This window comes from Burkholderia sp. MSMB1078WGS, assembly GCF_001528895.1.
Classification (GTDB): domain Bacteria; phylum Pseudomonadota; class Gammaproteobacteria; order Burkholderiales; family Burkholderiaceae; genus Burkholderia.
Genome location: NZ_LPDI01000045.1, coordinates 15,109 through 37,805, shown reverse-complemented (window position 1 = coordinate 37,805; position 22,697 = coordinate 15,109). Strand labels below are relative to the sequence as shown.

Below are 22,697 nucleotides of genomic sequence, written 5' to 3'. Positions count from 1 at the left end.
CTTCTCATCATTCGTTCATCCAGAAGATGTCCGATTTATCGGACACATTCCAAACCATGGTCGTCGAGACTGCAAGCAGAAACAACAAACGGGTTGCAACACGCGCATCATTCTTTCTCGCCGGGATCAGCGTCGCGACGTGGGCGCCGCTGGTGCCGTATGCGAAGGCGCGGCTTGACGTCGACGAAGCGAAATTCGGCTTCCTGCTGCTGTTCCTGGGAATCGGCGCTGTCGGGTGCATGCCGCTCTGTCAGCGCGCGGTCGAGCGATTCGGTTGCCGCAAGGTCATCGGCGCGGGCGCCGCGATGATCTGCGCATCGCTTCCGCTCCTGGCTACGCTGTCCGGCATGCCTGCGATGGCGATCACGCTGTTGATCTTCGGCGCTGGCCTGGGATTCGTCGATGTCGCGATGAACATCCAGGCCACGCTCATCGAGCGGCAAAGCGGCGAGCAACTCATGTCCGGCTTCCACGGCTTGTTCAGCGTCGGCGGAATCGCGGGCTCGCTGGTCGGCGGATCGATGCTGTCGGCCGGCGCGAATCCGGTTGGGGTAGCGGGTGCGATGGTCGCCGTCATCGCCGTGCTCATGTTTCGCTACGCGCGATACCTGGAGTCGGCAGGGCCCGGCGAGCGCACGGCGTCGGCGTTGATCCTGCCGCAGGGAATCGTGGTCCTGATGGGCGCCATTGCGATCGGATGCTTTCTCGTCGAAGGCGCGATGCTCGACTGGAGCGCGCTGTTCCTGACATCAGTGAAGTCTTATGCGCAGGATCGCGCAGGCTTCGGCTATACCGCGTTCGCGATGACGATGGCGATCGGTCGACTCTTCGGTGACGCATTGATTACCCGATTCGGTTCACGCATGGTGATCGTATCGGGCGGGATCGTCGGCGCGGGCGGGATGTCCATCGCGATCGCTTCGCCGTCGGGCGCGGCCGCGATTATCGGGTTTGCCGTCTGCGGTGCCGGGTGCGCGAATATCGTACCCATCCTATTCGCTGCCGCCGGGCGGCAAACGGCCATGGATCCTTCCGCTGCAATTTCGTCGATCACGACATTGGGCTATGGCGGCAATCTGGTCGGGCCGGCAATTGTCGGCTTCTTTGCACATGCGATTGGCTTGCATCTTGCATCTTGCATTTGCGTTGCTCGCCGGTTTGCTTTTGCTCGCTGCGTTTGGCGGCCGGAAGATCGGGCCGTAACGTGTTCGCTGCGCATTGCTGATGAGTCGTGGCGCATCGTCGAATGTTTGCCGTGCGCCGCGAACCAATTATGAATTTCGATCAGTGAGAATTTTTGTTCTTCATTGGATCGAATCGATCGTGGTTGATGTAATGCGTTCACGTCCTTCACCGTGAACGAATGCCATGACCGATCCCTCATCCGGCGATTTCTCGGTCGCCGACATCGAAGCCGCCTATGTGCGCATCCTCCCGTTCGTCGTGCGAACGCCTCTGCTCGAAAGCGAGGCGCTCAACCGTGCGGCAGGCGCCCGTGTGCTCGTAAAGGCGGAAAGCCTTCAGAAGACGGGCTCCTTCAAGTTCCGCGGCGCGTGCAATCGCGTGCTGCAGATTCCGGCTGCCATGCGGCCGCGAGGTGTCGTCGCGTTTTCGTCGGGAAATCACGCGCTGGCGATCTCGGCGGTTTGCGCGCGATTAGGCATGCCGGCCACCATCATCATGCCATCGGATGCACCCAAGGCAAAAATCGAGGGTGCGCGGGCCTATGGCGCAACCGTGCGTCTTTATGACCGACAAACCGACGACCGGGAAGCAATCGGCCGGGACATTGCGGAGCGCACAGGCGCCGTGACCGTTCCCCCTTACGACGATCGCCAGGTGATGGCCGGGCAGGGCACCGTCGGTCTCGAGATCGTGCAGTAAACGCAGGCGATCTCGGCGGTCCCGGATATGGTTCTTGCCGCTGCCAGCGGCGGCGGTCTGGTCGCCGGGGTCGCGACGGCGATCAACGCGTACTGTCGGCAAGCCCGCATCTACGCTGTCGAGCCGCAGGGGTTCGACGATCACGCACGGTCGCTGGCGAAGGGTGAGCAGGTTGGCAATGCCCCGGGCGCCAGATCGATCTGTGATTCGCTGCAGGTCGCCTCGCCCGGCAAGCTGACGTTTCCGGTCAACAAGCGGCTGCTGGCCGGGAGTCTCGTCGTCGATGATGACGAGGTGCGTCGGGCGATGCGCGCGGCGTTCGAGACACTGAAGCTCGTCGTGGAGCCCGGCGGCGCGGTGCCGCTTGCCGCGGTCCTTGCCGGGAAGCTCGAAGTAGCTGGAAAGACCATCGTGCTGGTGCTGAGCGGCGGTAACGTGGACCACGACGTCTTCGTCAGTGCACTGGCCTGACCATCCGGCATTTATTTACCCAAAGCGCATTCCCGCCAGGAGGCAATTGCCATGCTGCAACCAGACAGCAAACAGTATCAACGTGTCGCACGCACGATCGACGAATTCATGACGCTCGACTACACGGGCGTCGGGCTCATCGGCAACATCTACGAGGCGCTGCAGAAGCGGCAGCCGGGCTACACATGCATGGGCGCGGCCGAACGAATCGTCGAGACGGTAAGGCGACAGGGCGGTCCGGTGCTTATCGCCACGGGATTCCCGGAGGGTGGCGGTGCGCCCGAAACCGATGGCCCGGTTGGCGCCGCGCTGATGGCGCGCGCATTCTTTCTAGGCGTTGGGGTGCCGACCGTCATCGTGATCGACGAGGACTGGGAGGAGATGATGGTGCAGACATGCCGCGGTGCAGGGCTCGCGCCGATGCCTTTCCCGGACGACGGCGTAGTGAAGGGGATCGAGTATCTGCGGCCTGTCTACATCAGGACCGTCCCTAAGGACAAGGAAGGCAGTCATCGCGTTTCGGACGACCTGCTCGAGCGCACTCGGCCGACCGTGATGATTTCCATCGAGCGCCCGGGTTGTAATGCGCTGGGGCTCTACCACGGCTTGGGCGGCCGCCCGCTCGACGGGCTCGTCGCCGACCTTGATTACTTGTTCTACCAGGGAAAGGAGCGAGGGATTCTGCATATCGGCGTGGGCGATGGCGGCAACGAGCTCGGCATGGGCGTGATTGCGGCAGATCTGCCGGCCTTCTCGCCGAAGGCCGCGTCGACCGGCGTCGCGGGGCGGGGCGGCGTTGCGGCGGTCAATGCGGCCGATCACCTCGTCGTCGCGAACGTATCCAACTGGGGCGCGACGGGCATCATTGCTGCGCTTTCCGCGCTGCTGGAGAACCCTTTCGTGTTTCACGATCCCGAACTCGAGATTCGCTGCATCGAATGTTGTGTCAATTCGGGCGGTGTGGACGGCATGTTCATGGCACCCGAGCCCGCTGTAGACGGTATCAGCGCGGTCGAATGGGAGGGGTTGCTTCGTACGCTGCGCGCGAGTGTTAGACGCACGCTGGGCGACTCGATCAACTGGCAGGGGGAGCGCGGCGACTGGAGGCAGTTGAAATGACGGAACAGACCACGATCGAAGCGCGTTTCGCCGAACTGGGTCTCGAACTGCCGCCGGCGAGCGTGCCGCGCGGCAGTTATCTGCCTGCGGTGCGGTCGGGAAACTACCTTCAGATAGCGGGCCAGGGGCCACGTCTGGCCGGTGAACTTTTATATGCGGGCAAGGTTGGTACTGATCTCAGCGTGGAAGACGGGCAGCGCGCAGCTCAGCTCTGTGCACTGAATATCCTGAGCCACGGGGGGCGAATGCTGGACGGCGATTTCTCGCGAGTCGTCCGCATCGTTCGTGTGGCCGGCGTTGTGCAGTGCAACGTCGATTTTATCGAACACGCGAAGGTGCTGAATGGGGCTTCCGACCTGTTCTATTCCGTTCTCGGCGAAGCGGGGCAGCATGCCCGTATCGCGACAGGTGCCAATTCCTTGCCGTCCGGCGTGGCCGTGGAAGTAGAGGCGACCATAGAAATATCCTGACGCCCGCACGTGCGGATTGCCGGGTGTACGTCGTTCAAGACGGTACGAAATGTGAAGGGAGAGAGGCGAACATGCAATACGATTCAGCAGCCAGCCCGGTCCGTGACGGCGCGCATTCTGAGGGTACGTACCGGACTGTCGCCTTTCGGATCATGCCGTTCCTGATGTTGTGCTACGTCATGGCATATCTCGATCGCATCAACATCGGCTTCGCGAAGCTGCGGATACTGTCGGATCTCGGGCTCACGGATGCGGCGTACGGGCTGGGGGCCGGCCTGTTCTTCATCGGCTATTTCCTGTTCGAGGTGCCGAGCAACGTGCTGATGGCGAAAATCGGTGCGAAAAGGACCATCTCGCGAATCATGATTCTCTGGGCACTGATTTCGGCGGCCTTTGCGTTTGTTTCGACGCCAGCCCAGTTCTATGTGCTTCGCTTCCTGCTAGGGGTGGCCGAAGCCGGCTTTTATCCCGGCATCATTCTGTACCTCACATACTGGTTTCCGTCCGCGCGCCGCGCGAAGATGGTAGCGCTCTTGTCGGGGCGGTGCCCTTGTCCGGCATGATCGGGGCGCCGGTATCGGGTGCGATCATGTCGGCGCTGGAAGGTGCGCATGGGTTCGCGGGATGGCAATGGCTCTTCTTTATCGAGGCGATACCGTCATTTGTGCTCGGGTTACTGACGCTCGTATTCCTCGATGACAGGCCGGCATCCGCGCGCTGGTTGCCGGATCGAGACAGACGTTTGATTGAGCGCGAACTGGAAGCGGATCGTCGAGCGATCGACGGACAGGGTGCCGGGATGAACCTGGGGCAGACGATGACGAACCGCAGGGTCTGGCAAATGACGCTCATCTGCTTCTGCTCGGCGATCTGTTCGTACGGCGTTTCGTTCTGGTTGCCGACCCTGATCGCGCAGCTGGCGCCAGGCGACGTCTTGCGCGTCGGGCTCTACACATCGTTGCCGTTCAGTGCGGCGTTCCTCGGAATGTATCTGATCGGTCGAAGCTCCGATAAAATTCGCGAACGCCGCTGGCATCTCGTCGTGCCGTTTTCGTGCGTGATCGCGGGGCTCGTCACCAGTGTATTCACGCGGGGTGTGCCGGCCGTTGCATTGGTGGCGTTGTGTGTCGCAGCCTTGGGTGCGTACAGCACGACGTCGATGTTGTTCTCAATTCCGGGACTGTTCCTGACCGGGATCGGCATGGCTGCCGGTGTCGCCTTCATAAACTGTGTCGGCGGGTTGGGCGGGTTCGTCAGTCCCTATGTCGTAGGCGTTGTCAAGGACATGACCGGAAGCACCGATTACGGCGTTTTCTTTATTTCGGTGATGGCTGCGATCGGCGTGGTGCTGACTCTTTGTCTTCCGAAGCAGCTCGTCAATCGCTGAGGTCGATGGCCGCTAACACCTGTTGCGTCTGACCGAATACGGGCCAGCAATTTTCTTCATGTTCGACGTGAACAGAGCAGATGATCAATCTGAAAAGCCTGGAAACCTTCTACTGGGTCGCAACGCTCAATAGCTTTCATAAGGCGGCGACCAAGCTGCATACGACGCAATCCGCGGTGTCGCACCGGATTTCCGGCCTGGAGGACGATCTGGACGTGCTGCTGTTCGAGCGCGCGGCTCGCACCATCCGGTTGACACCCCGTGGCCGAACGCTGCTGGAATACGCGGAGCGGTTCCTGGCGCTCGAGTCCGAACTGATTTCCGCGATTGCGAGCCCTGAGACACTGTCCGGTGTGGTTCGTCTGGGTGTCGCGGAGACGATCGTTCATATGTGGCTCACCGAGTTCATCGAGCGAGTGCATCGCGAACATCCGGGAATCGTCATCGATATCGTGGTTGACATCACGCCGGCGCTTCGCGATGCGCTCAAATCCGGTGAGATCGACATGGCGTTTCTGCTGGCTGGGCCGGTGGTGGATCCCGATTTCGTCGAAGTGCCGCTGTGCAGATATCCGGTCGACTTCCTTGTGTCCCTTGACCTCGATGTCAGCGACGAACCATTGACGCCGGAGACCCTGGCGCGTTTCCCGATTATTACGCTGCCGAAGCGGACTCATCCGTACATCACGCTGAGGGACGCCATTGCGACCCGGGACAAGCCTTCCCCGCGCATCTTCGCGAACTGGTCCCTGTCGACGATCGTGAAGATGGCGGTCGACAGAATCGGCATCGCTGTGATGCCAGGCGCAGTCGCGCGGCACGAAATCCAGGCAGGCGCACTCGTCGTCAAGAAATCAACACTCACGCTGGATGACTTCGTATTCAGCGCGGCATACGCCCGCGGGCTCGACGTACGCATCCACGAAATCCTGACGGCGTTGGCTCTCGAAGCGGCTGCATCGACGCACGGGTAGACGTGTGTTCCGACGTTCGAACAGTACGCCGAGATTAATGGGGTCGTATCATCGCCAGTCCCGTCGCCTGACGAAGTTCGGAGATTTTTATCATCCTTTGGGTGGACGAGGGACGCGCGCGTCATTTCTAGAATGAAATCAATTGCCGGCACATGCGATATGACCGTCCGGCTTGACGTGATTCGTACGTTGCGAGCTCTTCGATGAGGTTTTAGTGAAGAGCCGCGTGGCGATCATTCGACCGACAAATCGGCTGTTGACCACCGGCATTCGGAAGAAAGCCGGACAGGAGGGCGAAAATGACCGATGCGAGCGAGAAGAGGGTGGCCGTGACGAGCGCATCCGGGCGCTACGACGCTTCGAAAAAGCAGAAGTCACAGGCTAAAACGGCGCGCATCCCGATCAAGATCGTCCCGAGCGAGCCGCTTCGCAAACCGCGGTGGATCCGTGCCAAAGTCGCGACGCCGAACACGCGCTTTTTCGAAATCAAGACGATCCTGCGCGAGCACAACCTGCATACCGTGTGCGAGGAAGCGAGCTGCCCGAACATCGGCGAATGCTTCGGCAAGGGCACCGCGACGTTCATGATCATGGGCGACAAGTGCACGCGCCGCTGCCCGTTCTGCGACGTCGGCCACGGCCGTCCCGATCCGCTCGACGCGGATGAACCGAAGAATCTCGCACGCACGATCGCAGCACTCAAGCTCAAGTACGTGGTGATCACGAGCGTCGACCGCGACGACCTGCGTGACGGCGGTGCGGGCCACTTCGTCGAGTGCATCCGCGAAGTGCGCGAGCAGTCGCCGGAAACGCGCATCGAGATCCTGACGCCGGACTTCCGCGGCCGTCTCGACCGCGCGATCTCGATCCTGAACGCGGCGCCGCCCGACGTGATGAACCACAACCTCGAAACGGTGCCGCGCCTGTACAAGGAAGCGCGCCCGGGTTCGGACTACGCGCATTCGCTGAAGCTGCTGAAGGACTTCAAGGCGCTGCATCCGGACGTCGCGACGAAGTCGGGGCTGATGGTCGGCCTCGGCGAGACGGAAGAGGAAATCCTGCAGGTGATGCGCGACCTGCGCGCGCACGACGTCGACATGCTGACGATCGGCCAGTACCTGCAGCCGTCCGAGCACCACCTGCCGGTGCGCGCGTACGTGCATCCGGATACGTTCAAGATGTACGAGGAAGAGGCGTACAAGATGGGCTTCACGCACGCGGCCGTCGGCGCGATGGTGCGCTCGAGCTATTACGCTGATCTGCAGGCGCATGAGGCTGGCGTTGCATGAACGGACGCGGTTGGTGCGCCTGATAAAGAGCGCTTATCGAAAAATATCGCCAATGGCAATTGGACCTGATCAATTTGGCGGCGGACGATGACCCGCACGACGAATCGAACCGGACACACGAACGATCGAGGCACGATGCAGCGCAAGTTCGACAATGCTGGTGAAATGTTGAAGGGGTAAGGAGATGGAGGTGGAGATGGAGATGAAACTGAATATGGACGACGTTCAAATAGAGGCGTCTCCGCAGAAGAAGCTGTCGGGCAGCATGGGGGCCGTCGGTCTGGCGCTTACCGTGCTGGCATTCTCGGCCCCGTTGACGACCGTATCGGGTTACATCCCGTTCGCGCTGATGTTCGGCGGAGTCGGTAGTCCCGTGATCTTTGTACTGACGACGCTAGTACTGCTGCTGTTTTCCGTCGGCTATGTGACGCTCAACAATATCGTGAAGCGCCCCGGCGACTTCTATGCGTTCATCAGCTATGGCATCGGAAAGTCGACGGGCCTTGGTTCCGGCATCCTCGCGGCGGTCTCGTACTTCCTGCTCCTCGCCGGCGTCACATCATTCTTCGGCGTGTCGTGCTCCGATCTCGTGCACGACATGACCGGCGCGTCGATTCCGTGGTACTGGCCGACGCTCGCGTGCTGGTTGGTGGTTTCGATGCTGGGATACCTTCATGTGGAGCTGTCCGCGAAGGTGCTGACGTGGGTCATGATTCTCGAGATCGTCGTTTGTCTGGCGTTTTCATTCGGTGTGCTGGCGAAAGGTGGCATGCCAGGTGTTTCCGCGTCCGCTCCGTTCATGCCGAGCCAACTGGCGAACAGTACCAACGTGCCGTTCTGCATGCTGTTCACCGTGTCGTTCTTCATGGGATTCGAGGCCACCGCGTTGTTTCGCGACGAAGTGAAGATGCCGGACCAGACGATTCCGCGTGCGACATATGGTGCAGTCATCTTTATCGGCGCGATCTACACGCTGTGCGCCTACGCGATGATCATGGCTTACGGGCCGCAGGTTCAGTCGATCGCAGCCAAGACGCCCGCGGCGATGTTCCCTGACGCCTTCGCGAAATTCGTGAGCCCTAGCCTGCATCTGATCGTTTCGGTGCTGGTGATGACCTCCGCATTTGCGGCGAGCCTGTCCACGCAGAACGTGCTTTCGCGCTATATGCACAATCTTGGCACGGACGGCGCGCTTCCTCGCTTCCTAGGCAAGGTGCATGTGAAGCACGAGTCTCCGTATCTTGCTTCGATGACTGTCTCAGTCATGGTGCTATGCGTGCTGATGCCGTTCATCCTGATGGGCGCCAAACCCGATCTGCTGTACGGTCAACTCTCCGGCGTCGGGACGTCGGGCATCATCATCCTGATGACCATCGTCAACATTTCGTCGCTGGTCTGGTACGTTCGTCGGGGCCGGCAACAGGGCGTGAGTTTTGCCAAGTCGTTTCTTGCGCCGGCGATTTCATCGGTATTCTTCATCGCGCTGGTTTATCTCGTGGCGGCACACTTCGACGTGCTGGCGGGTGGAGACCCCGGGCAGTACGTGTGGATGTTCTACTGCCTGATCGGTGTGCAGGTTGCGGGCATGGCACTTGCCCAATACTTCAAGCACCGGCGCCCCGAAGTCTTCGAATGCTTGGGACGCAGCCAGAACGGTTGACGATCACGACACGCCAGGACTCAACGAGTCCTGGCTTTTTTTGCGCTTGTGAAAAGCAAGCGAGGCGCGTTGCCTACCGCCCTTCGTAACGAGCGGCGACGTTTTGGGCGAGCGCGGCCACGATCGAACTCAGGGGCATGTCGACGCGGCGAACGAAACTGGCGGTGAACGGCATCACCGGCATCTCGTGGCCGGTATCGATGCGGCGCAGCCGGCCGGTTGCCAGATGCTCTGCCACGACGTGATGCGGGATCGCCGCAATGCCGATACCGTCGAGCGTCATCCGGACTATCGACGACAACGACGAATTGCCGAAGATCCTCACGTGATGCAGATGTGATCGATCGAACATCTCCTTCAACTGCATGTACGGACGCGTCGATCGGGAGAACGTGATGACCGGATGCCGCGCGAGATCGTTCAGCGTGAGGGTTCCCGAGTTGCATTCGAAATCCGACGAGACGATCCAACTGATCGGATAGCTGCACAACGGGAAATTTTCTGCGTTGCTCGCGTTTACAGGGCCCATCAGCAGCGCGACGTCGATCGTACCGTCGGCGAGGCCCGCGGTGAGGTTCGGCGTGGCATCGACATTGACCTCGAGCGTGATCTCCGGGTACTCGACGCTGAGTCGCTTGAGCAGCGTGGACAGCCATGTGTGCACGATCGTGTCCGACGCGCCGAGCTGAACCGTCCCGCTCAGGGCTGTGCGGCCTGCTACGGCCTCTACCATCTCCGCGCTCAACGAGATCATTTGTTCGGCGTAGACGAGTAACTGCCGGCCCTTGATGGTCAGGAAGCAACCCCGTTTGTCTCGCTCGAACAGGCGTCCTCTCAGTTGCTGTTCGAGTTGGGCGATGCGTGCAGATACAGCCGGCTGAGTCGTGTGCAACCTTTCCGCGGCACGATGAAATCCCCCAAGCTGGGCGACGGCGTAAAAGGTCTCCAGGTTTCGAAGATCGATCATGTGACGAACTCCACCCGCGTGGGGAAAACGATTCGATCGCGTGTATCTGAATGTCGAACGGCGATCGGACGAGACGATGCATATCCCCGGTGCGGGGAAGGTTCGATCGATCATAGCGACGAAGGCTGGGGTGCTCAACACAGAACGCCTTATTCCGGGAAAAGCGGACGCGCTGCGATTTCTTTCTCCACCTTTAGGTGGACGAACCTCATCAGGCGCGTCACTAGAATTTCAACAACGCTGAAACGACCGGTGCGTTCGCGGTGGTTGAAGCGAGCAGCCGACGATAGATCGCGATCGCACGGTTCTGGTGTCGACGTGAATCCAGGATCGGGACGCGGACTGGCGCTCACGCACTGATAAGAACCGGTGATCGCGCGAAATCGCCAATCACAATTGGACCGGACGAAATTGAACGGTGACGATTGAAATGACATGCCGGCACTGCTGTCGCGATATTCGTGGGGCGAGCCGGATTTGCAACACGGTTGAGTGCGTCGCGTCGAAGCGCACAGCCACGCACACTATTTAAATTAAGGAGATTGGAATGTCCGCCTTGAAGTTTCCCAGTGAGCGGCTCGTGGACGCTTATCGCGCCATGCGAACGATTCGCCGCTTCGAGGAGCGCGTGATGGACGAGATGGCGACCGGCGACATTCCGGGCAATACCCATCTCTGTGCCGGGCAGGAGGCGAGCGCCGTCGGCGTGTGCCTACACCTGACAGACAAGGACTACATTTCGTCGACCCATCGCGGGCATGGTCACAGCATTGCCAAGGGATGCGATATCGGAGCAATGATGGCCGAGCTGTTCGGGCGTGCGACGGGAACGTGCGGCGGCAAAGGCGGCTCCCAGCACATCGCCGATCTGCGCAAGGGGATGCTGGGCGCGAACGGCATCGTGGCCGGCGGTGCGCCGATCACGTGCGGCGCCGCGCTCACGGCGAAGTTGCTCGGCACCGGTGGCGTGGCGGTTGCCTTCGCGGGTGACGGTGCGATGAACGAAGGCGTGATGTCGGAGAGCTTCAACCTCGCGAAGATCTGGATGCTTCCGATCGTCTTCGTAATCGAGGACAACGGCTTCGGTGAAGCGACGGCAAATTCGTTCGTCTCGGCCGGCAGCTTCACGCGGCGGGCGCAGAGCTACGACATTCCCGCTGCCGAAGTTGACGGAACCGACTTATTCGCGGTCTACGAGGCCGCCGGCCAGGCAATCAATCGTGCCCGCAATGGCGGCGGCCCGAGCCTTCTGCAAATTCACGTGCCGCGCTACTACGGTCACTACAGCGGAGACCCCGACAACTATCGCACTCCGGAAGAAAAGAAGGCCATGCGCCAGGAGCGCGATTGCGTCGCCAATTTCCGCAGGCAGGTGCAGGAAGGGTCGCAAGTGGCCAGCGGCGAGCTGGACGCGGTCGATGCGCAGATCGAGACCGAGATCGACGCCGCCGTGAGTGCTGCGCGCGCAGCCCCGTTCCCGCCGCTTTCGGCATTGACTGCCGATGTTTACGTGAAGTATCTGTAAGGACCCACAGCAATGGCAAAGAAATCGTTCCGTCAAGCGCTGAATGACGCGCTGCACTCGGAGATGGCGCGTGACCCGCGCGTGATCATGATGGGTGAGGATTTGACCGGCGGCGCGGGCGCCAACGGCGTCAAGGATGCGTGGGGCGGTGCTTTCGGCGTGACGCGCGGGCTGCTCGACGCCTACGGCCCCGAGCGCATCCGCGATACGCCGATCAGCGAGGCTGCATTCGTCGGCGCGGCCGCCGGCGCGGCCCTCACGGGTTTGCGTCCGATCGCCGAACTGATGTTCGTCGACTTCGCCGGCGTGTGTCTCGACCAGATCATGAATCAGATCGCGAAGTTCCGGTACATGTTCGGCGGCCGCGCCAAGACGCCGCTCGTGATTCGCGCGACGTACGGGGCCGGCACGCGCTCGGCCGCGCAGCACACTCAGGCGTTCTATCCGATCTTCACGCACATTCCCGGCCTCAAGGTCGTGATCCCGTCGAATCCGTACGACGCGAAAGGCCTGCTGCTCCAGGCCATCCGCGACGACGATCCGGTGATCTTCCTCGAAAACAAGATGCTGTACGACACCGTGGGCGAAGTGCCCGACGGTGCGTACACGATCCCGTTCGGCGAGGCGCGGGTGGTGCGGGACGGCAAAGACGTGCTGATCGTTGCGCTCGGCCGCATGGTCGGCGTGGCGGAGACGGCCGCTCGCCTCCTCGCCGCAGACGGTGTGTCGGCATGCATCATCGATCCGCGAACGACGTCACCGCTCGACGAGGACACGCTGCTCGAATACACCGAGGACATCGGACGGGTCGTGATCGTCGACGAGGCGAATCCGCGCTGCAGCGTCGCGACGGACATCTCCGCGCTGCTGGCCGACAAGTGCTTCGACTCGCTGAAGGGGCCGATCCGGCTCGTGACGGCGCCGCACACGCCGGTGCCGTATGCACCGAACCTGGAAGACGCGTACGTGCCGTCGCCGGAAGCCGTCGTGAATGCCGTCAAGTCGATTATGAAGGGGTAATCAATCATGTCGTTTATTGAAGCCGTCACCATCCCCAAGTGGGGGATGACGATGACAGAAGGCACCGTGCTCGAATGGCACGCGAAGGAGGGAGACAAGGTCGAACGCGGCCAGGAACTCCTTGAGGTCGAATCCACGAAGGTCAACAACGTGGTGGAGGCGACCGTGTCCGGGATCCTGCGGCGCATCGTCATCAACGAGGGTGAAATCGCGCCGGTCGGCGCGCTGATCGGCGTCATTGCCGATGAGGCGGCGACCGACGAGGAAATCGACGCGCTCGTCGCAAGCTACGCGCATCGCCTGAATGCGGACGACGGTGAGGCAGGCGGTGTGGTCGCACCGAAGGCCGTCGCCGTGTCCGGCGGCAGCGTGAACGTGCTGGAGCTCGGCCCCGAAAGCAACGAAGCCGTGCTGTTCATCCACGGCTTCGGCGGCGACCTGTCGACCTGGCTGTTCAACCAGGGCACGCTCGCCGAGCACTTCCGGACGATCGCGGTGGACCTTCCCGGGCACGGCGCGTCGACGCCGATTTCCGGTGGCGGCGTGATCAGAAAGATCACTGTGGCGGTCGAGGAAGCGGCGAGCGCGATCACGTCCGGGAAACTGCACCTGGTCGGTCACTCGTTCGGCGGCGCGATCGCCGCGGCCTTTGCGGCCGCCAACCCGTCGCGTGTCGCATCGGTGACGCTCATCGCGCCGATCGGCTTGGGCAAGGAGATCAACCGCTCATTCGTGACCGAATTCGTCGCCGCGGAGCGCCGCCGTCCGCTTCAGGCCGCGCTGGGGAAGCTGTTTGCCGATCCGTCGAAAATCACGAGCGAAATGGTCGAGGGCACGCTCCAGTTCAAGCGGCTGGAAGGAGTCCCGGAGGCGTTGTCCGCCATCGCCGACACCATCGCCGACGAAAACGGCCAGGTTCAGACGATCGGTGCGACGCTGGCGGGACTCGCCTGCCCCGTGATGCTGCTCTGGGGCGAGCGTGACGCCATCATTCCGGTCCCGCAGGCCGATGGTCTGCCTTCCACGGTGCAGCTGCGCGTGATTCCGGACGTCGGCCACATGCCGCAAATGGAGGCAGCGTCGGTCGTAAACGATGCGCTGCTGGAGAACATCCTTCGCGCCCGATAACCGCTCGTGCCGGGCGGCGGGACGCCGATTCGGCGATGTGGAGCGGTTATCGGCGCACTGATCTTGAGGAAACAGTCATGTCAGGACGTTTGACAGGCAAGCGGGTACTTCTGACCGGTGGCGTTGCCAATATCGGCCTCGCCATTCTGGAGTCGTTCGTTGCCGAAGGTGCGACCGTGTCGGTCGTCGATATCGATGAGGTCAAGGGGCGCGCGCTCGAATCCCGGTTCGGCGACAAGGTGCGCTTTTTCCGAACCGACATCTCGAACGAAGAAGAGATCAAGGTCGTTATCGAGAAGTCGTCGGATTGGATGCGCGGCATCGACACGTTGTGTCTGAATGCTGGCGTCCAGCTCTCCGGGCGGGTCGAGCAGTTCAGCACCGAGAGCTGGGACAAGGTCTTCGCGATCAACGTGCGCGCCAACTTCATTTTCGCGCGCGAGTCGCTCCGTCATCTGAGAGCCGCGAAGCAGTCGTCGATCGTGATGATGTCGTCGCTCGCGGGCAAGCGCGGCGGCACCGGCCTCGCATGCTACTCGGCGTCCAAGGCGGCCATCATCGGTCTGACGACCACGCTTGCAATCGAGCTCGCGCCGGACGGCGTGCGTGTCAATGCCGTGTGTCCCGGCTGGATCGATACGCCGTTCAATCAACCGGTGATCGATTTCATGGGTGGCCGCGACAAGCAGGAGTCGGTGGTTCGGACGGCTATCCCCCTCGGCCGACAGGCGACGCCGGACGAGGTCGCGCCGCTGTTTGTCTACCTCGCATCGGACGAGTCGTCTTACGTCACCGCGCAGGCAATCAATGTCGATGGTGGTGTGTACAACTGACTGCCGGACAGAATCGGGAAGAAACCAATGAGCAAGCAGATCACATATGAAGCCGCACGGCGGGCGATCGAAGCGGGCGTCGCGAAGGCGAACGAACTGGCGCAGCGCTCGTCGTTATCGATCGTGGATGCGGGCGGCCACCTTGTTGCGTTTACACGCGTGAACGACGCGGCGTTCGGCACGATCGAAATTGCGCACAACAAGGCGTATACCGCCGCAGCACTGCGGTTCCCTACCGATTACTGGATGAAACTCGTCCAGCCCGGAGCCGTGCTCTACGGGCTCGAGCGCGCAGCGTCCCGCCCGCTGGTCGTGTTCGGCGGCGGCCTGCCGGTGAAGCACGTCGACGAAGTCATTGGCGGCGTGGGCGTGTCGGGTGGTCCGGAGGAAGCGGATGTGGCGATTGCGCGTGCGATGGTTGCTGCGCTCGGCGAGAACTGAACATCTTCCTGCAAGGGTACTTTCAATGGAATCGACTGCAGGTACGCGGACGATGTCGGCCGACCAGGTTCGGCTGCTGATTCGCGACGGCAAGCTGCGTGCGCCGACGACGGGATACGCCGACGGCTTCATGCAGGCAAATCTGGCAATTCTGCCGAAGACGTACGCAGATGATTTTCGCGAGTTTTGCCGAATCAATCCGAAGAGCTGTCCGCTGGTGGGAGTCGGGCAGCCCGGCAACCCGGGGCTGGATGGGCTGGGCGCGATCGATATTCGGACCGACGTGCCCCGCTACCGCGTGTACCGAAACGGGATTCACACCGATACGGTCGACGATCTGGTCGATCTGTGGCGTGACGATCTCGTGACGTTCGCGCTCGGTTGCTCGTTCTCCTTCGAGAGCGCGATTCTGCAGGCGGGGATCGACATTCGCCACATCAGTGCGAACCGGAACGTGCCGATGTACGTGACGAGTATCCAGACGACGGCCGCGGGGCCGTTTCGCGGCCCGATGGTCGTGTCGATGCGTGCGTTCAAGCCCGCCGATGCGATCCAGGCGATCGTTCTGTCGGAACAGTTTCCGCTCGCGCACGGCGCACCGGTTCATATCGGCGACCCGGCGACCATCGGGATTCGCGACGTCACCCGACCGGAGTTCGGCGATCCGCCGGTGATCGAGGCCGGTGACATCCTCGGTTTCTGGGCCTGCGGGGTCACGCCGCAGATGGCACTTCAGGCGGCGAAGCCGGATTTTGCGATCACGCATGAACCGGGGTACATGCTCGTCACGGATTTGCCGGCGAACGCGTCGGCCGTGTGAGCCAGGAGTCGTTGCAATGTTCGATGCAGACATCGCCGCGAACCTGCTCAATCGCGGCACATCGCAGGCGTCGGACGAATGTGGCAGGCAATACCTTGACGTGTTGCGCGAGGGACAGCTCGATTTTTTTCACCGGATCGAGCGTCTGGCCGTAGAGGGCGCCGGTTCCGAGGTTCCTCGCGAAATCGAATGGCTGACATTCGGCGACGGCTCCCGCGCGTTGCGCATTCGTACCGACGATGCGCAAACGGGCTGGAGCGAATGGGTTTCGATTGTGAAACCCGGCGGCGTCCAATCGAAAAACAGAGTGAACAAATATATTGCGGCGCAATGATGCGGCGAGGCTGTCGCAGCCTGCCCGCAATGGAAATTGACCGATTGGCGGGGAAGCTCGCCGGGAGACACCGATGTCCGAGCATGGCGTCCGACTGGAATGGACTATCGAGCAGCACCACGAGCGGGAAGGGACCTATAGCAGGGACCACCGGGCGATCATCAGCCCGACGGTGACGATCCCTGTATCCGCGGCTCCCGACTATCTCGGGAGCGAACGTCTGGCCGACCCGGAGCAGTTGCTCGTCAACGCGCTCGCGAGTTGCCACATGCTGTACTTCCTCGCGCTCTGCGAAGGAAGCGGGTATGCGGTCGCCTCGTACTCCGACGATGCAGTGGGGAAAGTCGAGAAAAGCGCGGACGGGTTTCACTGGGTATCAGAGATCGTGCTGAGGCCCCGCGTGACCTTCGCCTCCGAAAAGCAGCCGAACCAAGCGCAACTCGAGCGGCTGCATCACCGAGCCCACAAAGGGTGCTTCATCGCCAATTCGATCAAGTCGAAAGTAGAAATCGATCTCGGCTGAGTTTGGACCGGGATCGATTGCCAGCCGATCAACAAACGTAATGAGGAATGTGAGATGAAGAAGGAAGGTCTGGTCGTGGTCGCAACCGTCGTTGCCCGATCCGGTAGCGAAGACGTGTTGCGCGAAGCGTTGAAGGAGCTGGTGCCGTACGCAAGGACGGAGCCGGGGTTCATTCAATACGATCTTCACGAATCGGCCGACACGCCGGGGCAGTTCGTCTTTTATGAAATCTGGGAAGACGAAGCCGCCCTCGACACCCATTCGAATACCGAGTTCGCGAAGGCGTTCGGCGCACGGGCGGGGCAATGGATCGAATCCGTCTCGCTCAGCAAGTTCCGGAAAATCGCGTGAATCGAGCACGAACGCCCGAGCGGTATCGCGTGTTCGTGCACTGAAGAAATCCTGTGGGCAGCGTCATGGTAAGTATTGATTTGAACTGCGATCTCGGTGAGAGCTTCGGCGCCTGGCGGATGGGCGACGATGCGGCGATGCTCGACATCGTGACGAGCGCGAATGTTGCCTGCGGTTTTCATGCCGGCGATCCGGCGGGGATCTATACCGTGCTGCATGAAGCGGCACGGCGCGGCGTCGCCGTCGGCGCGCACGTCGGTTATCGCGATCTGGTGGGCTTCGGGCGTCGCAACATGCAGCCATCCCATGCAGAACTGAAGGGCGACGTGATCTATCAGATCGGTGCGCTCCAGGGGCTTGCAAAAGCCGCGGGCACGTCGATTCGCTACGTGAAGCCTCACGGCGCGCTGTACAACACGATCGCGCACGATACCTATCAGGCGGCGGCTGTCATCGACGCGATTCTGGCGCTCGATCCGACGCTCGTGCTGATGGTGCTCGCTGGCGCACCTGTTGCGGATCAAGCGCGTGAAGCCGGCCTTGCCGTCGTCGGCGAGGCATTTGCCGACCGCGCGTACAACGTGGATGGCAGCCTCGTGAATCGCCGCGCGGAAGGGGCGGTCATTCACGATCCGGACGTCGTTGCGCGTCGCATGCTGCGGTTCGTGCAGGAAGGTGTCGTGACGGCGATCGACGGCACGGACATCACGATCGACGCACAGTCGATCTGCATCCACGGAGACAACCCGTCGGCCGTTGCAACTGCTCGCGTGCTGCAAACGCAACTCGCCGCGCGTGGCGTCACGCTTCGTCCATTTGCCGGCGCGTGCAGGGGAGAGAACCGTGTCTGAGCAGATGCGCATCCTTTCGGCCGGCACTGCCGGCATGCTGGTCGAACTCGAGAGTCTCGAAACGACGATGGCGCTTCTCGACCGGCTGCTCGCGAGCGAAGTGGACGGCGTCGACGAAGTCGTTCCGGGCGCGCGCACCGTGCTGGTTCGCTTCGACCCGGCTGTCATCGATCGCACGGCACTGATCGAGCGACTCGGGCAGCTGGACGTTTCCGTTCGCCGGGAGCGCGGCGGGAGCATGTTCGATATCCCGGTTTCCTACGACGGAGAGGATCTGGGCGAGGTTGCCGAACTGCTGGGATGGTCCGTGGTCGAGCTCGTCCAGCGACATCTGGATGCGGTCCACTCGGTCGCGTTTACCGGATTTGCACCGGGGTTCGCGTACATGACCACCGACGATCCGGGATTCGACGTTCCCCGACGCAGGACGCCTCGCGTGCGCATCCCGGCGGGCTCGGTCGCGATCGCGGGTAAATTTAGCGGGATCTATCCGTCGGATTGTCCCGGAGGATGGCAGCTTCTCGGCACGACGCAGGTGCCCATGTGGGACGCGACGCGTCCACGCGCGGCTTTGCTTGCACCCGGCGATCGGGTTCGTTTCCGCGATGCGAGGAAAGGTTCGGCCGTTCCGGTATCGGGGCGGCCGGCGCAGACGGCGGCGCGCCAGGTTTCGGGCACCGGCATTCTGGTGACGCGTGCGGATCGCCCCGTGCTGTATCAGGACCTCGGGCGGCCCAGACAGGCCGACCAGGGTGTCTCCGTGTGCGGCGCCGTAGACAGCGCCGCGCTGCGGCTCGCGAACGCCTGTGTCGGCAATCCCGGCAGTCGCGCCGCGCTCGAAGTGATGTTCGGCGGCCTTTCGCTGGTGCCCGATCGCCCGGTGACCCTCGCAGTGACGGGGGCGCTGTGCCCGATTTCGGTTCGCGATGCGAATGGCCGCGTGACGGTGATTCCTCACTCGCGTCCTTTTGCCGTCGATGCGGGCGAGGAAGTCACGCTCGATATTCCCGCCCGCGGCATGCGGAGCTACGTTGCACTGCGTGGCGGGTTCATCGTCGAGCGCACGTTGGGGTCTGCGTCGACCGATACGCTTTCGAGGATCGGCCCGGCGCCGGTCATTCGCGGTGATGTCCTGGTCCCGGCCGACGAGGCCGCTACGTTCGTCGAGCCGGAACTGCCGGCCGCGCGGCCGCTTCCGCGCGAAGGCGACGTAGTCGATATCGACGTCGTCCCGGGGCCGCGCACCGACTGGTTCACCGACGAAGGCGTTGCACGGTTTCTGTCGCAGGAATGGCGCGTCACGCCCGAGTCGAGTCGCGTCGGCATGCGATTGTCGGGCGAGCTGGCGCTGGCGCGGCGCGACGACGCGGAGCTACCGTCGGAAGGCACGTTGTTCGGATCGATTCAGGTGCCGCACAGTGGCCAGCCGGTGGTGTTCCTGACCGATCACCCCGTCACCGGCGGGTACCCGGTTATTGCCGTCGTCGCGGCCCATCATCTCGGCATGCTCGGGCAGATTCCGATCGGCGCCCGCATCCGATTCAACCCGATATTCGCATTCGATCCGCAAGTGAAGGAACTCGTTCGATGAAAAAGCTGCTCATCGCCAATCGCGGCGAAATCGCCATTCGCGTCATTCGCGCCGCGCGCGACTACAACGTGACATCGGTCGCAATCTACTCGGACGCGGACGCCGGTTCGCTGCATGCCGAACTGGCCGACGAAGCGTACGGGCTGGGTGCGGGTCGCCCGGCGGAGACCTATCTCGACATCTCGAAGATTCTGGCGATCGCACGTCGCGCCGGTGCCGATGCGGTCCACCCGGGTTACGGCTTCCTGTCCGAGCGTGCGGAGTTCGCCCAGGCGGTCATCGATGCCGGGCTGATCTGGGTCGGCCCGTCGCCGAAGGTCATCAACGCGCTCGGCGACAAGGTGCAGGCCCGGCGTATCGCATCGAAGGTCGGCGCGCCGTTGGTCAGGGGATCCGACGGGCCGTTGAACAGTGCGTCGGACGCGGTGGCCTTCGCGCGAGAAGTGGGCTTGCCGCTGGCAATCAAGGCCGCGTTCGGAGGCGGCGGCCGCGGCATGAAGATCGTCCGACGCATCGAAGACGTCGCGGAAATGTTCGATTCGGCCGTCCGTGAGGCGACGGAGGCGTTCGGCCGAGGCGACTGCTACGCCGAGCAGTTTCTCGACCGTCCGCGCCATATCGAGGCGCAGATCATGGCTGACCATCACGGCAACACCGTCGTGCTCGGCACGCGAGACTGTTCGCTGCAGCGCCGAAACCAGAAGCTCGTGGAAGAGGCGCCCGCGCCTTTCATCACGGACGAGCAGCGCGCGCGCATTCACGACGCGGCGCGAAGGATATGTGCCGAGGCCGGCTATACGGGCGCGGGCACGGTTGAGTTTCTGCTTTCTCAAGACGGGGTCATCTCGTTTCTCGAGGTGAACACGCGGTTGCAGGTCGAGCATCCGGTGACGGAGGAAACCACCGGTGTCGACATCGTGATCGAACAACTGCGCATCGCGGATGGTTTTCCTGTGTCGATTACGGCGACGCCGGAGCCCCGCGGTCATGCGATCGAATTCCGTATCAACGCGGAGGATCCGGGCCGAGGCTTCCTGCCGACACCGGGCGCGATCACGCGCTTTCGCCCGCCCGCGGGGCCCGGGGTGCGGCTCGACTCCGGTGTCGAATCCGGCTCGCAGATTCCTGGGCTGTACGATTCGCTGATGGCCAAGCTGATCATTACCGGCGATACGCGCCAACAAGCTCTCGCGCGCGCCCGTCGCGCGCTCGCCGAATTCGATATCGGAGGCGTGGCATCGGTGTTGCCTTTCCATCGGGCGATGCTCGAGGACAAGCGCTTCGCCGGCGACGATGGCTTCAAGGTTCATACCAACTGGATCGAAACGGAGTTCGGCGGGGTCGAGCCTTCCGGACGCGTCGTGCCGGCTGACGGAGGCTTGCTGCAGAGCTTCATCGAAATCGACGGAAAGCGTCACACGATCGGCTTGCCCGCGTCTCTGTTTGCAAACGTCGGTGCCCCGCGCGCATTCGACGACGCGGTGAAGGCGGAAACGGGTGCCGACATCGTGACCGCACCGGTTCCCGGTACGCTGCAGAAATGGCTGGTGGAAGAAGGGGCGACTGTAGCGGAGGGCGATGCCGTCGCCATCATGGAAGCGATGAAGATGGAGATGCGTGTTGTCGCACCGAAGTGCGGGCGAATCCGGATCCAGGGTGCAGCCGGACTTCCGGTGACGGCGGGCGAAAAGATCGCGGTTATCGAGTAAGGAGCGAAAAGAGACATTGAATCGAGCGTGAATTATCAAGATATAGAAGATTCATTCCATGTCATTCGGAATCCTGAGTGAATGGAGAGAAACCAAATTGATGCCGGAAGCGTCAAGGAATCGGCTGAGTGCGTCACGAGTACGACAGCCATATTGGAGGAAAACCGTGAAAAAACTGAATGTCGCTCTGGTGGGCACTGGCTTCATGGGCAAGGCCCACTCCATCGCTACTGCCGTGGTGCCGATCCTGTTCGGCTCGCCGGTGGAAATCGAACGCAAGGTCGTGGTCGACATCGACGACGAACTCGCACGCAATGCGGCTGCGCAATACGGGTTCGCCGAACATGCGACGGACTGGCGCGAAGTCGTGTCGCGCCCGGATATCGACATCGTCGACATCTGCACGCCGAACGACACGCACGCGGCGATCGCGATCGCCGCCGCGAAGGCGGGCAAGCACGTGATGTGCGAGAAGCCGATGGCCATGACGGTAGCCGACGCGGAAGCCATGCATGCGGCCGCGAAGGAAACGGGTGTGGTCACGATGATCTCGTACAACTATCGCCACACGCCGGCGCTGCAGATGGCCAAGCGGTTGATCGACGAAGGGCGTATCGGCGAGATCCTGACGTTCCGCGGCTACTACCTGCAGGATTGGGGCGCGGATCCGAGCACGCCGCTGTCGTGGCGCTTCAACAAGGAGAAGGCCGGCTCGGGCACTCTCGGCGATATCGGCACGCACGTCATCGATGCGGCGCGCTTGCTCGTCGGCGAGTTCGAATCGGTGAACTCAATCGTCAAGACCTTCATCGCCGAGCGGCCGCTGCCGGCTGGCCGTTTCTTCGGCCCGGCGGGTCAGGCGTCGTCGGAAAAGGGCAAGGTTGACGTCGACGACATGGCCATGACGATGATCAAGTTCAGCAACGGCGTGTGCGGAACGATCGAAGTGACGCGCAATGCGTGGGGCCATCACAACCAGCTCGGCTTCGAAATCCACGGTACCCGTGGCTCGATTGCGTTCGACTATCAGCGCCTGAACGAACTGCGTGTGGCGTTCGCGGACGATCCGTCGGACGCGTTCGGCTTCCGCACGATCTACTCGGGCCCGCATCAACCGTTCGGCGACAAGCTGTGGCCGGTTGCCGGGATGGGGCAGGGCTACATCGATATCAAGTCGATCGAGTGGTACAACTTCCTGCAGGCCATCGCCGGGAACCAGCCTGCCGCGCCGAACTTCGAGGACGGTGTCCAGATCGAGCGCATCGCGGATGCGATCCTCGTGTCGGGGCAAAGCGGCGTGTGGGAACACATCCAGCAGCCGGCTCGCGGATAACACGGCCGCCTGAAGTC

General features: G+C 62.2%; 20 protein-coding genes and 2 pseudogenes. 21 read left to right on the top strand and 1 reads right to left on the bottom strand.

What is annotated here, in order from left to right; translation table 11 throughout:
- The first annotated feature begins 56 nt into the window (after positions 1 to 56).
- The 8 genes and pseudogenes from WT24_RS14165 to WT24_RS14130 all read left to right on the top strand — a co-directional run bounded on the left by WT24_RS14165 (position 57) and on the right by WT24_RS14130 (position 9,254).
- On the top strand, positions 57 to 1,277 hold the full coding sequence (locus WT24_RS14165) for an MFS transporter (RefSeq protein WP_060034177.1): 1,221 nt from the start codon (positions 57 to 59) through the stop codon (positions 1,275 to 1,277).
- A 91-nt stretch (positions 1,278 to 1,368) separates the two neighbouring features.
- Positions 1,369 to 2,355: pseudogene (locus WT24_RS14160) on the top strand (threonine/serine dehydratase).
- 51 nt (positions 2,356 to 2,406) lie between these two features.
- Entirely contained in the window at positions 2,407 to 3,474 is a 1,068-nt protein-coding gene (locus WT24_RS14155; protein WP_156441796.1) for a DUF4392 domain-containing protein, read from the top strand.
- Positions 3,471 to 3,944 (top strand): RidA family protein, encoded by a 474-nt coding sequence (locus WT24_RS14150; RefSeq protein WP_060034174.1) that lies wholly within the window; start codon positions 3,471 to 3,473, stop codon positions 3,942 to 3,944. The genes WT24_RS14155 and WT24_RS14150 overlap by 4 nt, the downstream gene beginning before the upstream one ends.
- Positions 3,945 to 4,015: 71 nt before the next feature.
- Positions 4,016 to 5,331, top strand: a pseudogene (locus WT24_RS35770) (MFS transporter).
- 80 nt (positions 5,332 to 5,411) lie between these two features.
- On the top strand, positions 5,412 to 6,305 hold the full coding sequence (locus WT24_RS14140; RefSeq protein ID WP_156441795.1) for a LysR family transcriptional regulator: 894 nt from the start codon (positions 5,412 to 5,414) through the stop codon (positions 6,303 to 6,305).
- A gap of 299 nt (positions 6,306 to 6,604) precedes the next feature.
- Positions 6,605 to 7,594 carry a lipoyl synthase gene (gene lipA / locus WT24_RS14135; protein ID WP_060034171.1) on the top strand — a complete coding sequence of 330 codons (990 nt, stop codon included), beginning with the start codon at positions 6,605 to 6,607 and terminating at the stop codon, positions 7,592 to 7,594.
- 202 nt (positions 7,595 to 7,796) lie between these two features.
- Positions 7,797 to 9,254, top strand: a complete 1,458-nt coding sequence (locus tag WT24_RS14130) for an APC family permease (protein WP_179949346.1) — start codon at positions 7,797 to 7,799, stop codon at positions 9,252 to 9,254.
- 73 nt (positions 9,255 to 9,327) lie between these two features.
- On the opposite strand, the gene WT24_RS14125 is transcribed toward WT24_RS14130, so the two are convergent.
- Positions 9,328 to 10,221 carry a LysR family transcriptional regulator gene (locus tag WT24_RS14125; RefSeq protein ID WP_060034164.1) on the bottom strand — a complete coding sequence of 298 codons (894 nt, stop codon included), beginning with the start codon at positions 10,219 to 10,221 and terminating at the stop codon, positions 9,328 to 9,330.
- A gap of 547 nt (positions 10,222 to 10,768) precedes the next feature.
- On the opposite strand from WT24_RS14125, the gene WT24_RS14120 reads away from it, so the two are divergent.
- From WT24_RS14120 to WT24_RS14060, 13 genes are all read left to right on the top strand, one after another.
- Positions 10,769 to 11,746 carry a thiamine pyrophosphate-dependent dehydrogenase E1 component subunit alpha gene (locus WT24_RS14120; RefSeq protein ID WP_060034161.1) on the top strand — a complete coding sequence of 326 codons (978 nt, stop codon included), beginning with the start codon at positions 10,769 to 10,771 and terminating at the stop codon, positions 11,744 to 11,746.
- A 12-nt stretch (positions 11,747 to 11,758) separates the two neighbouring features.
- The gene (locus WT24_RS14115; RefSeq protein ID WP_060034158.1) at positions 11,759 to 12,766 is read left to right on the top strand and encodes an alpha-ketoacid dehydrogenase subunit beta; all 1,008 of its coding nucleotides are present in this window, start codon (positions 11,759 to 11,761) and stop codon (positions 12,764 to 12,766) included.
- 6 nt (positions 12,767 to 12,772) lie between these two features.
- Entirely contained in the window at positions 12,773 to 13,894 is a 1,122-nt protein-coding gene (locus tag WT24_RS14110) for an acetoin dehydrogenase dihydrolipoyllysine-residue acetyltransferase subunit (protein WP_060034155.1), read from the top strand.
- Between the two features lie 77 nt (positions 13,895 to 13,971).
- Positions 13,972 to 14,727, top strand: a complete 756-nt coding sequence (locus WT24_RS14105; RefSeq protein WP_060034150.1) for an SDR family NAD(P)-dependent oxidoreductase — start codon at positions 13,972 to 13,974, stop codon at positions 14,725 to 14,727.
- A 27-nt stretch (positions 14,728 to 14,754) separates the two neighbouring features.
- Positions 14,755 to 15,168 carry a heme-binding protein gene (locus WT24_RS14100; RefSeq protein ID WP_060034147.1) on the top strand — a complete coding sequence of 138 codons (414 nt, stop codon included), beginning with the start codon at positions 14,755 to 14,757 and terminating at the stop codon, positions 15,166 to 15,168.
- Positions 15,149 to 15,988 (top strand): putative hydro-lyase, encoded by an 840-nt coding sequence (locus WT24_RS14095; RefSeq protein ID WP_373557232.1) that lies wholly within the window; start codon positions 15,149 to 15,151, stop codon positions 15,986 to 15,988. Before WT24_RS14100 ends, WT24_RS14095 begins: the two co-directional genes overlap by 20 nt.
- A 16-nt stretch (positions 15,989 to 16,004) precedes the next feature.
- Positions 16,005 to 16,322: a hypothetical protein gene (locus WT24_RS14090; RefSeq protein WP_060034142.1), complete on the top strand. Its 318-nt coding sequence runs from the start codon at positions 16,005 to 16,007 to the stop codon at positions 16,320 to 16,322.
- 73 nt (positions 16,323 to 16,395) lie between these two features.
- The gene (locus tag WT24_RS14085; protein ID WP_060034139.1) at positions 16,396 to 16,845 is read left to right on the top strand and encodes an OsmC family protein; all 450 of its coding nucleotides are present in this window, start codon (positions 16,396 to 16,398) and stop codon (positions 16,843 to 16,845) included.
- A 54-nt stretch (positions 16,846 to 16,899) separates the two neighbouring features.
- Positions 16,900 to 17,196, top strand: a complete 297-nt coding sequence (locus WT24_RS14080) for a putative quinol monooxygenase (protein WP_060034135.1) — start codon at positions 16,900 to 16,902, stop codon at positions 17,194 to 17,196.
- A gap of 65 nt (positions 17,197 to 17,261) precedes the next feature.
- Positions 17,262 to 18,047 carry a LamB/YcsF family protein gene (locus tag WT24_RS14075; RefSeq protein ID WP_060034133.1) on the top strand — a complete coding sequence of 262 codons (786 nt, stop codon included), beginning with the start codon at positions 17,262 to 17,264 and terminating at the stop codon, positions 18,045 to 18,047.
- Positions 18,040 to 19,638 carry an urea amidolyase family protein gene (locus WT24_RS14070; RefSeq protein WP_060034131.1) on the top strand — a complete coding sequence of 533 codons (1,599 nt, stop codon included), beginning with the start codon at positions 18,040 to 18,042 and terminating at the stop codon, positions 19,636 to 19,638. Before WT24_RS14075 ends, WT24_RS14070 begins: the two co-directional genes overlap by 8 nt.
- Complete coding sequence (locus WT24_RS14065) at positions 19,635 to 21,347, top strand: biotin carboxylase N-terminal domain-containing protein (RefSeq protein WP_060034129.1); 1,713 nt, start codon at positions 19,635 to 19,637, stop codon at positions 21,345 to 21,347. Before WT24_RS14070 ends, WT24_RS14065 begins: the two co-directional genes overlap by 4 nt.
- Positions 21,348 to 21,513: 166 nt before the next feature.
- Positions 21,514 to 22,680 (top strand): Gfo/Idh/MocA family protein, encoded by a 1,167-nt coding sequence (locus tag WT24_RS14060; RefSeq protein ID WP_048985716.1) that lies wholly within the window; start codon positions 21,514 to 21,516, stop codon positions 22,678 to 22,680.
- Positions 22,681 to 22,697 lie beyond the last annotated feature (17 nt).

Excerpts from the sequence above, each read along its gene's own strand:
- WT24_RS14065 (WP_060034129.1), top strand. The coding sequence starts at position 19,635 with ATGAAAAAGCTGCTCATCGCCAATCGCGGCGAAATCGCCATTCGCGTC.
- WT24_RS14140 (WP_156441795.1), top strand. The coding sequence starts at position 5,412 with ATGATCAATCTGAAAAGCCTGGAAACCTTCTACTGGGTCGCAACGCTC.
- WT24_RS14150 (WP_060034174.1), top strand. The coding sequence starts at position 3,471 with ATGACGGAACAGACCACGATCGAAGCGCGTTTCGCCGAACTGGGTCTC.
- WT24_RS14125 (WP_060034164.1), bottom strand. The coding sequence starts at position 10,221 with ATGATCGATCTTCGAAACCTGGAGACCTTTTACGCCGTCGCCCAGCTT.
- WT24_RS14105 (WP_060034150.1), top strand. The coding sequence starts at position 13,972 with ATGTCAGGACGTTTGACAGGCAAGCGGGTACTTCTGACCGGTGGCGTT.
- WT24_RS14120 (WP_060034161.1), top strand. The coding sequence starts at position 10,769 with ATGTCCGCCTTGAAGTTTCCCAGTGAGCGGCTCGTGGACGCTTATCGC.
- WT24_RS14110 (WP_060034155.1), top strand. The coding sequence starts at position 12,773 with ATGTCGTTTATTGAAGCCGTCACCATCCCCAAGTGGGGGATGACGATG.
- WT24_RS14100 (WP_060034147.1), top strand. The coding sequence starts at position 14,755 with ATGAGCAAGCAGATCACATATGAAGCCGCACGGCGGGCGATCGAAGCG.
- lipA (WP_060034171.1), top strand. The coding sequence starts at position 6,605 with ATGACCGATGCGAGCGAGAAGAGGGTGGCCGTGACGAGCGCATCCGGG.
- WT24_RS14090 (WP_060034142.1), top strand. The coding sequence starts at position 16,005 with ATGTTCGATGCAGACATCGCCGCGAACCTGCTCAATCGCGGCACATCG.
- WT24_RS14085 (WP_060034139.1), top strand. The coding sequence starts at position 16,396 with ATGTCCGAGCATGGCGTCCGACTGGAATGGACTATCGAGCAGCACCAC.
- WT24_RS14130 (WP_179949346.1), top strand. The coding sequence starts at position 7,797 with ATGAAACTGAATATGGACGACGTTCAAATAGAGGCGTCTCCGCAGAAG.
- WT24_RS14080 (WP_060034135.1), top strand. The coding sequence starts at position 16,900 with ATGAAGAAGGAAGGTCTGGTCGTGGTCGCAACCGTCGTTGCCCGATCC.
- WT24_RS14075 (WP_060034133.1), top strand. The coding sequence starts at position 17,262 with ATGGTAAGTATTGATTTGAACTGCGATCTCGGTGAGAGCTTCGGCGCC.
- WT24_RS14115 (WP_060034158.1), top strand. The coding sequence starts at position 11,759 with ATGGCAAAGAAATCGTTCCGTCAAGCGCTGAATGACGCGCTGCACTCG.
- WT24_RS14165 (WP_060034177.1), top strand. The coding sequence starts at position 57 with ATGGTCGTCGAGACTGCAAGCAGAAACAACAAACGGGTTGCAACACGC.
- WT24_RS14155 (WP_156441796.1), top strand. The coding sequence starts at position 2,407 with ATGCTGCAACCAGACAGCAAACAGTATCAACGTGTCGCACGCACGATC.